Genomic DNA, 13,644 nt, shown 5'->3' with positions numbered 1-13,644 from the left:
CCTGACCGCGCCGAACGGGCCGTCGCAGCAGCGGGTCATCCGCGCCGCGCTGGCCAACGCGCGGTTGACCACGTCCGATGTGGACGTGGTGGAGGCGCACGGCACCGGGACCACCCTGGGCGACCCGATCGAGGCCCAGGCGCTGCTGGCCACCTACGGGCAGGACCGGGAGGAACCGCTCTACCTGGGCTCGATCAAGTCGAACATCGGCCACGCCCAAGCCGCCGCCGGGATCGCCGGCGTGCTCAAGGTGGTCCAGGCGCTGCGGCACGGGGTGCTGCCCAAGACCCTGCACGCCGACGAGCGCAGCCCCGAGGTCGACTGGGACGCCGGGGCCGTCGAGCTGCTCACCGGCGCCCGCGACTGGCCCGCCGTCGACCGCCCGCGCCGCGCGGCCGTGTCGTCGTTCGGCATCTCCGGCACCAACGCCCACGTGATCATCGAGCAGGCCCCCGAGCCCGAGCCGGTCGAGGCCGCCGGCGCCCCGGCGGTCCTGCCGTGGGTGCTCTCGGCCGGGTCCGCCGACGCCCTGCGCGCGCTGGCCCGGTCGGTCGAGGGCGACCCGCTGGCAGTCGGGCTCGCGCTGGCCACCTCCCGTTCGGTGCTCGACCACCGGGCGGTCGTGCTGGCCGAGCACGGGTCCGGGCTGGCCGCGCTGGCCGGGGACCGGCCGTCGCCGACCGTGGTCGCGGGTGTCGCCGAGGGGCCGGGCAAGCCGGTGTTCGTGTTCCCGGGCCAGGGCGCGCAGTGGGTCGGCATGGGCCGCGAGCTGCTGGCCGTCCCGGCGTTCGCCGACCGGATGGCGCAGTGCGCGGACGCGTTGAGGGCCTTTGTCGACTGGGACCTGGTGTCGGTGCTGGACGACGCGGCGATGCTGGACCGGGTCGACGTGGTGCAGCCCGCGCTGTGGGCGGTCATGGTGTCGCTGGCGGAGCTGTGGAAGTCCTACGGCGTCACGCCCTCGGCCGTGGTCGGGCACTCGCAGGGCGAGATCGCGGCCGCCGTCGTCGCGGGTGCGCTGTCGCTCGAGGACGGTGCGCGGGTCGTCGCGCTGCGGTCCAAGGTCATCGCGGAGTCGCTGGCCGGGCGCGGCGGCATGGTGTCCATCGCGCTGCCCGCCGACGAGGTGCGGGAGCGGATCGCGCCGTGGCCCGGGGTGGGGATCGCCGCCGTCAACGGGGCGGGGTCCGTGGTCGTCTCCGGCGACGACGCCTCGCTGGACGCGGTCATCGCCGCGCTCGAGGCCGCCGAGGTCCGGGTCCGGCGGGTGCCGGTCGACTACGCCTCGCACTCGACCCAGGTCGCCGACCTGGAGGACGAGCTGCTGCGCGCGCTGGCCCCGGTCGAGCCCAGGGCCGCCCGCACGCCGCTGATCTCCACCGTCACCGGCGCCCCGTTCGACACCACCGGCATGGACGCCGCCTACTGGTACCGCAACCTGCGCCAGACCGTCCTGTTCGACCAGGCGGTGAGCACCCTGGCCGGGGCGGTCCTCGTCGAGGTCAGCCCGCACCCGGTGCTGGTGTCGGCGATGGCGGGCCGGGCCGTGGGCACCCTGCGCCGCGAGCAGGGCGGCCTCGCCCGCGTGGCCACCTCGCTGGCCGAGGCGTTCGTGCTCGGCGTCGCCGTCGACTGGTCGCGCTGGTACGCGGGCGCCACCGCCCCGCGCGCCGACCTGCCCACGTACCCGTTCCAGCGCAAGCACTTCTGGTGGGAGGCCGGCCCCAAGACCGCCCGCGGCGCCGACAGCCGGTTCTGGGACCTGGTGTCCCGGGGCGAGGCCATCGAGGGGGTCGACGCCGACACCGTCGCCGTGCTGGCCCGGTGGCGCGAGCGCGAACTGGCCGAGGCCACCGCCGACTCCTGGCGCTACACCGTCACCTGGGTGCCCGTCCCCGACCCGGCCCCCGCGGCCCTGTCCGGCCGCTGGCTCGTCCTGGCCGATCCCGCGATCGCCGGGGCGGTCCGCGCGGCGGGCGCCGAGGTCAGCACGGACCAGGCCGACGGGCCGTTCACCGGCGTCGTGTCGCAGCAGGGCCTCACCGACACCCTGGCCCTCGCCCAGGCCGGGCTCGACGCCCCGATCTGGGCCGTGACCACCGGCGCGGTCTCCACCGGACCCGGCGACCCGCTCACCGACCCGTGGCAGGCCACCGTCTGGGGCCTGGGCCGCGTCATCGGCCTGGAGCACCCCGAGCGCTGGGCAGGCCTGGTCGACCTCGCCGACACCGGCGAACGCTGCCTCGCCCACCTGGTCGCGGCCCTGGCCAACCCCGCCGAAGACCAGGTCGCTGTGCGCGGCAGCGGCACCCTGGTCCGCAGGCTCGCCCGCGCCACCAGCACGGGAGGACCCGCATGGACACCCACTGGCACCGCCGTGGTCACCGGGGGGACCGGGGCCCTGGGCAGCCGGGTCGCCCGCTGGCTGGTCGCCGCGGGGGCCGACGTGCTGCTGCTGAGCAGGCGCGGCCCGCTGGCCCCCGGCGCGGCTGAGCTCGCCGCCGAGCTGGGCCCGGCCGCCCGGATCGTCGCCTGCGACATCACCGACCGGGACGCGCTCGCCGCCGCCCTCGACGGTGCCGAGGTCGGCTCGGTCTTCCACACCGCGGCCGTCCTGGACGACGCGGTGGTCGACGCGCTGACCCCCGAGCAGGTCGACACCGCGCTGGCGGCCAAGGCGGGCGCGGCCTGGCACCTGCACGAGCTGCTGGGCGACACCGTCGAGGCGTTCGTGCTGTTCTCCTCCATGGCGGGCGTCCTCGGCGCCTCCGGCCAGGCCAACTACGCCCCGGGCAACGCCTTCCTCGACGCCCTGGCCCAGCACCGCCGCGGTCTCGGCCTCCCGGCCACCGCCGTGGCGTGGGGGCCGTGGGCCGACGGCGGCATGGCCCTGGGCGGGGTCGGCGACATCGCCCGCCGCCACGGCGTGCCCGAGCTGGACCCGGACACCGCGCTGCGCGTGCTCGGCGGCATCCTCGGCCGCGACGAGACCGCCGTGTTCGTCGCCGACATCCAGTGGGACCGGTTCGCCACCGCCTACACCGCCTCCCGGCCCAGCCCGCTGCTGGCCGACCTGCCCGAGGTGCGCGCCCTGGCCCCGGCCGCCCCGCCGGTCACCGGCCTGGCCGCCCGGCTCGCCGCGCTGCCCGCGGGCGAGCGGCTCACCGCCGTGACCGACGTCGTGCGCGACCAGGTGGCGGCGATCCTCGGGCACGACTCCGGCGCCGCCATCGAGGCGCGCAAGCCGTTCAAGGACCTCGGTTTCGACTCCGTCACCGCCGTGGAGCTGCGCAACGCCCTGCGCCGCGCCACCGACCTGGCGCTGCCCGCCACCCTGGTCTTCGACTACCCCACCCCCGCCGTCCTCGCCGCGCACCTGCTCGACGAGCTGAGCGGGTCCACCACCGCCTCTGTCGTGATCGAGGGCGGCGTGTCCGGCGAGGACGAAATCGCGATCGTCGGCATGGCGTGCCGGTTCCCCGGCTCGGTCGAGTCCCCGGACGACCTGTGGGCGATGCTGGCCGAGGGCCGCGACGGGATCACCGGCCCGCCCACCGACCGGGGCTGGCCCGCGACGGCCGTCCGCGGCGGGTTCCTCGACGACGTCACCGGCTTCGACGCCGCGTTCTTCGGCATCTCCCCGCGCGAGGCGCTGGCCATGGACCCGCAGCAGCGACTGCTGCTGGAGGTCGCCTGGGAGGCCGTCGAGCGCACCGGGATCGACCCCACCGCGCTGCGCGGGTCCCGCACCGGCGTGTTCGCCGGGACCAGCGGCCAGGACTACACCGACCTGCTCAAGTACGTGCCCGACGACCTCGCCGGGTACGTCGGCACCGGCACCACCGCCAGCGTCCTGTCCGGCCGGGTCGCCTACGCCCTGGGGCTGGAGGGCCCGGCGGTCACCGTCGACACGGCGTGCTCGTCGTCGCTGGTGGCCCTGCACCTGGCCGCGCAGGCGCTGCGCCGGGGCGAGTGCTCGATGGCGCTCGCGGGCGGGGTGTCGGTCATGTCCACGCCCGGCCTGTTCGGCGAGTTCACCGCCCAGGGCGCACTGTCCCCGGACGGGCTGTGCCGCTCCTTCGCTAAGGCCGCGGACGGCACCGGGTTCGCCGAGGGCATCGGCGTCGTGGTGCTGCAACGGCTCGCCGACGCCCGCGCCGAGGGCCGCCGGGTCCTCGCCGTGGTCAAGGGCAGCGCCATCAACTCCGACGGCGCGTCCAACGGCCTCACCGCCCCGAACGGGCCGTCACAGCAGCGGGTCATCCGCGCCGCCCTCGCCGACGCCGGACTGGCACCGTCCGATGTGGACGCGGTGGAGGCGCACGGCACCGGGACCACCCTGGGCGACCCGATCGAGGCCCAGGCGCTGCTGGCCACCTACGGCCAGGACCGGACCGAGCCGCTGTGGCTCGGGTCGGTGAAGTCCAACATCGGCCACACGCAGGCCGCCGCGGGCGTCGCCGGGGTCATCAAGATGGTGCTCGCGCTCAACCACGGCGCGCTGCCCAGCACCCTGCACGTGGACGGCCCGTCCTCCCAGGTCGACTGGACCGCCGGGGCGATCGGGCTGCTCACCGACAACCGCGACTGGTCTTCCGCCGACCGCCCGCGCCGCGCGGGCGTCTCCTCCTTCGGCATCTCCGGCACCAACGCCCACCTGATTCTCGAACAGGCGCCGGAGACCCCCGCGGCCGAGCGCGCGCCCAGCGGGACCGTGCCGTGGGTCCTCTCGTCGCGGACCGCCGCCGGGCTGCGCGCTCAAGCCGACCGGCTGCGCGCGGCCACCGGCCCGGACACCGACCTCGCCGCCGTCGCCGCCGCGCTGCTGCGCACCCGCGCCCGGTTCGAGCACCGGGCGGTGGTGGCCGGGGCCGACATCGAGACCCTGCACGCCCGCCTGGCCGAGGTCGAGCCCGGCTTGCCCGCCCGCGAGGGCTCGGCCCCGGTGTTCGTCTTCCCCGGGCAGGGCGCGCAGTGGGTCGGCATGGGTCGTGACCTGTTGTCCGTCCCCGCCTTCGCCGACCGGCTCGCCGAGTGCTCCGAGGCGCTGCGGCCGTTCGTCACCTGGGAGCTGGTCGACGTGCTCGGCGACGAGGAGTCGTTGCGCCGGGTCGACGTCGTGCAGCCCGCGTCGTGGGCGGTCATGGTCTCGCTGGCGGCGCTGTGGAAGTCCTACGGCGTCACGCCCTCCGCTGTCATCGGGCACTCGCAGGGCGAGATCGCCGCCGCTGTCGTCGCGGGCGCTCTGTCGCTCGAGGACGGTGCGCGCGTGGTGGCGCTGCGCAGCCAGGCGATCGCGGGCAAGCTCGCCGGGCTCGGCGGCATGGCCTCGCTCGCGCTGCCGGTCGACCAGGCCCGCGAGCTGATCGCGGGCAAGGACCTGTCGCTGGCCGCGGTCAACGGGCCGCGCTCGGTGGTCATCTCCGGTGACACCGACGGCCTCGACGAGGTCCTCGAGCGCTGCGCGGCCGCGGGCGTGCGGGCCCGGCTCATCCCGGTGGACTACGCCTCCCACTCCGCCCAGGTCGAGATCCTGCGCGCCGAGCTGCTGGAGACCTTGGCCCCGGTCGCGCCGCGCGCCCCCGAGGTCCCCATCCACTCCACCGTCACCGGGGAGCCGGTCACCGGCCCGGAGATGGGCGCGCAGTACTGGGTCGCCAACCTGCGCGGCACCGTCCTGTTCCGGCACGCGGTGGCGTCGGTGCCGGGCGAGCCGGTGTTCATCGAGGTCAGCCCGCACCCGGTCGTCTCGGCCGCCGTGTCGGACACCCTCGCCGACGCAGACCGCGCCGACACCCGCACCGTGGGCACCCTGCGCCGCGACGACGGCGGCCTGGACCGGTTCCTGCGTTCGGCGGGGGAGGCGCACGCCTGCGGCGTCACCATCGACTGGTCTGTTGAGGGCCCGGTGGCCGACCTGCCCACCTACGCCTGGCAGCACCAGCGGTTCTGGCTCGACGCCGACACCGCCCCCGTCGTCGACGAGCGGGACAGCCGGTTCTGGTCGCTCGTCGAGGGCGGCGGCCTGGCCGACGAGCTGGGCCTGCCCGCGGACGAGGTGCGGGCCGTCGTCCCCGCGCTGACCGCCTGGCGCCGCCGCCACCGCGAGACCGCCGAGGTCGACGCCTGGCGCTACCACGCCGAGTGGACCACGATCACCCCAGACGGCGGCGCGACCGGCGACTGGCTCGTCGTCTCTCCCGGGTCCGCGCTGGCCACCGAGTGCGCCACCGCCCTGGGCGTCCCCGAGTTGACCACCGACGGGACCGACCTCACCGCCGCCCTGTCCGCCGCCGCGCCCACCGGAGGCGTGCTGCTCGTCCCCGGCGGCGACACCGCGCTGGCCCTCGCCGTCGTGCAGGCCCTCGGCGCGGCGGGCGTCGCCGCGCCGCTGTGGGTCGCGACCCGCGGCGCCGTCGCCGACGTGACCGCGCCCGAGCAGGCCGCTGTCTGGGGCCTGGGCCGGGTCGTCGCGCTGGAACACCCCGACCGCTGGGGCGGGCTGGTCGACCTCGAGCCCGGTTTCGACCCCGCGCTGCTCACCTCCGTGCTCGGCGGGACCGAGGACCAGGTGGCCCTGCGCGGCGGCCGGGCGCTGGCCCGCAGGCTCGCGCACGCCCCGGCCGCGCCCACCGCGGACTGGACCCCGCGCGGCACCGTCCTGATCACCGGCGGCACCGGGGCGCTGGCCGGGCACGTCGCCCGCTGGGCCGCGGGCGCCGGGGCCGAGCGGGTCGTGCTCCTCAGCCGCCGCGGCCCGGACGCGCCCGGCGCCGCCGACCTGCCCGGCGAGGTCGTCGCCTGCGACGTGTCCGACGCGGCGGCGGTCAAGGCGGTCGTCGACGGCCTGCCGGACCTGACCGCCGTGGTGCACACCGCCGCCGTCCTGGACGACGGCGTGGTCGCCGCGCTCACCCCGGACCGGCTCGCCACCGTCTTCGGCCCCAAGGCCGACGCCGCCCGCGCGCTGCACGAGGCCACCGCCGACCGCGACCTCGACGCGTTCGTCCTGTTCTCCTCGATCGCGGGGGCGCTGGGCAACGCCGGGCAGGCCAACTACGCCGCCGCCAACGCCTACCTCGACGCCCTCGCCGAGCACCGCCGCGGCTCGGGCCTGCCCGGCACCTCGATCGCCTGGGGCCTGTGGGGCGGGCCCAGCCGCGCCGACGAGGCGGGCGAGCGCCTGCGCCGGGGCGGGGTGCGGCCGATGGACCCGGCCACCGCCGTCCGCGCGCTGCGCGCCGCCGTCGGCACCGGCGACCCGGTCACCCTGGTCGCCGACGTCGACTGGCCCGGCCTGGCCGCCGGGTTCACCGCCACCCGGCCCAGCCCGCTGCTGGCGGCGCTGCCGGAGCTGCGGTCGGTGTCCACCCAGGACACCGGCGACTTCGCCGCCGAGCTCGCCAGGCTGTCCGGCCCGCAGCGCGACCGGGCCGCGCTCGGCCTGGTGCGCAAGCACGTCGCGGCCGTCCTCGGGCACGCCGGGGCGGACGCGGTCGAGGCGGACAAGCCGTTCAAGGACTTGGGCTTCGACTCGCTGACGGCGGTCGACCTGCGCAACCGGCTCGCCGCCGCCACCGGGCTGCGGCTGGCCGCGACCCTGGTGTTCGACCGGCCGACCCCGCGCGCGCTGGCCGAGGACCTGTTGGCCCGCACCGCCCCCGTCGCCGCCGACCTGCCCGACGACCCCGCCGTGCTGCTGGCCGGGCTGGAACGCGGGCTGGCCGGGGCGGACGAGGCGACCTGGGCCGGGATCGCGGATCGGCTGCGCGCGCTGCTCGACAAGGCCCCGGTCGACACCACCACGCCGCTGGACGCGGCCTCGGACGACGAGATGTTCGCCTTCATCGGCAAGGAATTCGGGATCTCCTGATGACAGCACAGCCGACGCAGCCGGAGCGCACCATGCACACCATGGACAACGGGACGACCGAGGACAAGCTCCGCTACTTCCTCAAGAAGGTCACCGCCGACCTGCACCAGACCCGGCAGCGGCTGCGCGAGGTGGAGACCGCGGCCGAGGCCGCGGGTTCCGAGCCGATCGCCGTGGTCGGCCTGGGCTGCCGGTTCCCCGGCGGCGTCGACAGCCCCGAGGCGTTCTGGGACCTGCTCTCCGGCGGGCGCGACGCGGTCGGCCCGTTCCCCGACGACCGGGGCTGGGACCTGGGCTCGCGCGCCGACCGAGAAGCCAGCGGCTACGCCTTCGAGGCCGGATTCCTCGACGAGCCGGGCGCGTTCGACCCCGGGTTCTTCGGCATCTCGCCGCGCGAGGCGCTGTCGATGGACCCGCAGCAGCGCATCGTGCTCGAACTGGTCTGGGAGTCCCTGGAACGCGCGGGCGTCGACCCGACCGCGCTGCGCGGCTCCCGCACCGGCGTGTTCATGGGCACCAACTACCAGGACTACCGCTGGCTGCTGGACAACGCCGCCGACGGCGCGGAGGGCTACCTGGTCACCGGCACCGCCGCGAGCGTCATCTCCGGCCGCGCCGCCTACGCGCTGGGCCTGGCGGGCCCGGCCGTCACCGTCGACACCGCCTGCTCGGCGTCGCTGGTCGCGCTGCACCTGGCCTGCCAGTCGCTGCGGACGGGGGAGAGCGACCTCGCGCTGGCGGGCGGCGCCACGGTCATGGCCACCCCGGGCATGTTCGTCGGCTTCGGCCAGCAGGGCGGCCTGTCCGCCGACGGCCGGTGCAAGGCCTTCGGCGCGGGCGCGGACGGCACCGGGTTCGCCGAGGGCGCGGGCGTGGTCGCCCTGCGACGGCTGTCCGACGCCCAGCGCGACGGCAACCCCGTCCTGGCCGTCATCCGGGCCAGCGCGACCAACTCCGACGGCGCGTCCAACGGCCTCACCGCCCCGAGCGGGCCCGCCCAGCAGCGGGTGATCCGCGACGCGCTGGCCGCCGCGGGCCTCACCGCGGCTGACGTGGACGTCGTGGAGGCGCACGGCACCGGCACCGCCCTGGGCGACCCGATCGAGGCCAACGCCCTGCTCGACACCTACGGCCGCGACCGCGACACACCGCTGTGGCTGGGGTCGGTGAAGTCCAACATCGGCCACACCCAGGCCGCCGCGGGCGTCGCGGGCGTGATCAAGATGGTGCTCGCCCTGCACCACGGCGTCCTCCCGCGCACCCTGCACGCCGACACCCCGACCGCCCAGGTCGACTGGGAGTCCGGCGCGGTGCGGCTGCTGCACGACCGTCGCGAGTGGACCGCCGACCGGCCCCGGCGCGGCGCGGTCTCGGCGTTCGGCATCAGCGGCACCAACGCCCACATGATCCTGGAGCAGGCCCCCGACCCCGAGCCGGTCGAGCGGGCCCGCGCCGAGGGCCCGACCGCCTGGCTGCTCTCCGCCGCCACCCCGCAGGCCCTGCGCGCCCAGGCCGCCGCGCTCCTCGACCTCGACGCCGACCCGCACGACATCGGCTTCTCCCTGGCCACCACCCGCGCGCACCTGCCCCACCGCGCCGTCCTCGTCGGCGACTCCCCGCGCGCCGACCTGCGGGCCCTGGCCGACGGCGACCCCAAGGTCCGCGTGGCCAAGCCCGTCGAGGGCTTGACCGCCGCCGTGTTCTCCGGCCAGGGCGCGCAGCGACCCGGCATGGGCGAGCGGCTCAAGGCCCGCTACCCCGTCTTCGCCACCGCGTTCGACGAGGTCGTCTCCCGGTTCACCCTGCCGCTGACCGAGGCCATCGGCGATGAGCGGATCGGGGAGACCCGGTTCACCCAGACCGGCCTGTTCGCCTTCCAGGTGGCGCTGTTCCGGCTGCTGGAGTCCTGGGGCGTCCGGTTCGACTACCTGGTCGGCCACTCCATCGGCGAGCTCGCCGCCGCGCACGTCGCCGGGGTGCTCTCCCTCGACGACGCCGCGACGCTGGTCGAGGCGCGCGGGACGCTCATGCAGGCGCTGCCCGGGGGCGGGGCGATGGTGTCCGTCCGCGCCGCCGAGTCCGAGATCACCCTGGTCGGCCAGGCCGGGATCGCGGCGGTCAACGGGCCGCGCTCGGTCGTCGTGTCCGGTCCGGAGGCCGACGTGCTCGCCTCCGTCCACGGACTTGAGGGCGCCAAGCGGCTGCGCGTGTCGCACGCGTTCCACTCGGTGCTCATGGAGCCGATGCTCGACGACTTCCGCGCTGTCGCGACGAGCCTGGCCTACAACGAACCCCGAATCCCGATCATCGCCGGGGACGTGACCGACCCCGAGTACTGGGTCCAGCACGTCCGCGCCACCGTCCGGTTCGCCGACGGCCTCGCCACCCTCGCGGCCGAGGGCGTCACCCGGTTCGTCGAGGTCGGCCCGAGCGCCCCGCTGACCGGCCTGGTCACCGACGGCATCGCCTTGCAGCGCTCCGACCGGGACGAGGTCGAGGCCCTGCTCGCGGGCGTCGGCGAGTTCCACCAGCGCGGCGGTTCCGTCGACTGGTCCGCCGTCCTGACGGGCAGGCGGATCGCCCTGCCCACCTACGCCTTCCAGCGCGAGCGCTACTGGCTCACCCCGCGCCCCGGCGCCATCGGCGACCTCGCCGCCGCCGGTCTGCGCCCGGCCGACCACCCGCTGCTCGGCGCGGCGGTGTCGGTGGCCGAGAACGACATGGTGCTGCTGACCGGGCGGCTGTCGCTGTCCTCGCACCCGTGGCTGGCCGAGCATGCCGTGCGCGACCGGGTGCTGCTGCCCGGCACCGCGTTCGTCGAGCTGGCCGTGCGCGCGGGTGACGAGGTCGGCTGTGCCCGGGTCGAGGAGCTGACCCTGCACGCCCCGCTCGTCGTCCCGGACGACGGCGCGGTCGAGGTCCAGTTGGTCGTGGGCGCCGACGAGGGCGGCCGCCGCCGCTTGTCCGTCCACTCGCGACCCGCCGACGACGTCCCGTGGACCACCCACGCCGCCGGCGTCCTCGCCGTCGAGGCGGGCCCCGAGCCCACCGCGCCCGACTGGGCGGCGGGGGAGCCGCAGGACCTGAGCGGCCTCTACGAGCAGGCCGCCGCCGCCGGATTCGCCTACGGGGAACGGTTCCAAGGCCTCAAGAAGCTCTGGCGCGACGGCGACGACCTCTTTGCCGAGGTCGCCCTACCCGAGCACGCCCGCGCCGAGGCGGCGGCGTTCCGCCTGCACCCGGCCCTGCTCGACGCCGTGGTCCAGGTCTTCGGCCTGGGCGCGGGCCCGGCGCGGCTGCCCTTCGCCTTCTCCGACGTCACCGTGCACGCCCAGGGCGCCTCGGCCGTCCGCGTCCACGTCGCCCCCACCGGCCGGGTCGCCCTCTTCGACGCCGAGGGCGCGCCCGTGGCCACCCTCGGCGGTGTCACCCTGCGCCCCTTGGCGGCCGAGCCCGCCGCCGAGACCCTTTTCGGTGTCGACTGGGTCCCGGTCGCCCAGACCGGTCTGCCCGGCGCGGTGTTCCGCCCCACGACTCCCGAGGGCACGCAGGTGGAGGCCGCCCACGCCGTCGCCGCCGAAACCCTGGCCCACCTCCAGACATGGCTCGCCGAGGACCACGACGAACCCCTCGTCGTGCACATCGATGGCTCCCTCGCCCACGCCCCGCTGCACGGCCTCGTCGCCGCCGCCCAGGCCGAGAACCCCGGCCGCGTCGTCCTCGTCGAGGGTGACACCCCCGTCCTCGCGGGCGACGAACCCCGCCTGCGCGTCCGCGACGGCGAGCCGCACGCCCCCCGCCTCACCCGCGTCCCCGCCCCCGACCCCGTGCGGCTCACCGGCACCGTCCTGGTCACCGGCGCGACCGGCACCCTCGGCGCGGCCGTCGCCCGCCACCTCGCCACCGCCCACGACGTCCGCGACCTGCTGCTGATCAGCCGCAGCGGCGCGGGCGCCCCCGGCGCGGCCGACCTCTTGGCCGACCTCGCCGCCGCCGGGGCCACCGCCCGGCTCGAGGCCTGCGACGCCGCCGACCGCGACGCCCTCGCCGCGCTCCTCGACGGTGTGACGCTCAACGGCGTGGTCCACGTCGCGGGCGTCACCGACGACGGCGTGCTCTCCGCGCTGACCCCCGAGCGCCTCGCCGCCGTGCTGCGGCCCAAGGTCGACGCCGCGTGGAACCTGCACGAGCTCGCGGGCGAGGTGGACGCGTTCGTGCTGTTCTCCTCCATGGCGGGCACGTTCGGGCCCGCCGGTCAGGCCAACTACGCCGCCGCCAACGCCTTCCTCGACGCCCTCGCCGCGCACCGCCACGGGCTCGGCCTGCCCGCGGTCAGCATGGGCTGGGGCCTGTGGGCGCGGACCTCCGGCCTGACCGGCAAGCTCGACGCCGTCGATACCGCCCGGGTCAGCCGCGGCGGCCTGGTCGCCATGTCCACCCAGGACGGACTGGACCTGTTCGACCGCGCGCTCGCCGCCGGGCCGCACGTGCTGCCGATGCGGTTCGAGGTCGCCACCGTGCGCGCCCAGCTCGGCGGCGGGCCCGTGCCGCCGCTGCTGCGCGGGCTGATCAGGGGCGCGGCCCGGCGCACCGTCCGCGAGGTCACCGACACCACCCTGTCGCTGACCGAGACCGGCCTGGTCGACCTGGTGCGCGGCCAGGTGGCCGCGGTCCTCGGGCACGCCGGGGCGGACGCGGTCGAGGTCGACGCGTCCTTCGCCGAGCTGGGCTTCGACTCGCTCACCGCCGTGGAGCTGCGCAACCGGCTCGCCGACGCCACCGGCCTGCGCCTGTCGGCCACCCTGATCTTCGACTACCCGACCCCGGCCGCCCTCGCCGAGCACCTGCGGTCCGCGCTGTTCGGCTCCGGCACGCGCGCGGTCGCCACCGCCACCAAGGCCGCCGACGACGACCCGGTCGTCATCGTCGGCATGGCCTGCCGCTACCCGGGCGGGGTCAGCACCCCCGACGAGCTGTGGCACCTGGTCAGCCAGGGCGTCGACGGCGTCACCCCGTTCCCGGACAACCGGGGCTGGGACCTCGACGCGCTGTTCCACGACGACGCCGACCACGCGGGCACCAGCTACGTGCGCGAGGGCGGCTTCCTGCACGCCGCCGCCGACTTCGACCCCGGGTTCTTCGGCATCAGCCCGCGCGAGGCGCTGGCCATGGACCCGCAGCAGCGGCTGTTCCTGGAGATCGCGCACGAGACCTTCGAGCGCGCGGGCCTCGACCCGGCCACCCTGCGCGGCAGCGCGACCGGCGTCTACGCGGGCCTGATGTACCACGAGTACGGGGCGGGCGCGGTCGGCTTCGACAGCGACTCGGAGGGCTACCTCGGCACCGGCACGGCGGGCAGCGTCCTGTCCGGCCGCGTGTCCTACACCTTCGGCCTGGAGGGGCCCGCCGTCACCGTCGACACGGCGTGCTCGTCGTCGCTGGTGGCCCTGCACCTGGCCGCGCAGGCGCTGCGCCGGGGCGAGTGCTCGATGGCGCTGGCGGGCGGGGTGACCGTGATGGCCAGCCCGGGCAACTTCATCGGCTTCTCCCGCCAGCGCGGCCTCGCCGCGGACGGCCGCTGCAAGTCCTACGCCGCGGGCGCCGACGGCACGAGCTGGGCCGAGGGCGTCGGCGCGGTCCTGCTGGAACGCCTGTCCGACGCCCGCCGCAACGGCCACCGCGTGCTGGCCGTCGTGCGCGGCACCGCTGTCAACCAGGACGGCGCGTCCAACGGCCTGACCGCGCCGAACGGGCCGTCGCAGCAGCGGGTC

The 13,644-nt window shown here is 76.5% G+C and carries 2 protein-coding genes; both read left to right on the top strand.

Going from position 1 to position 13,644, the window contains the following annotated elements; translation table 11 throughout:
* Positions 1-7,873 (top strand): type I polyketide synthase (locus GCL84_RS27690; RefSeq protein ID WP_156758519.1); only part of this gene is annotated, 7,873 nt, incomplete at its 5' end.
* Positions 7,873-13,644: SDR family NAD(P)-dependent oxidoreductase (locus GCL84_RS31135; protein ID WP_197523550.1), on the top strand; the 5,772-nt coding region annotated here is incomplete at its 3' end. The genes GCL84_RS27690 and GCL84_RS31135, both read left to right, overlap by 1 nt.

The sequence above is a fragment of the Actinokineospora pegani genome, assembly GCF_009745975.1.
GTDB lineage: Bacteria > Actinomycetota > Actinomycetes > Mycobacteriales > Pseudonocardiaceae > Actinokineospora > Actinokineospora pegani.
The sequence above is the reverse complement of the archived record's forward strand: the minus strand, read 5'-3'. Positions and strand labels throughout refer to the sequence as shown.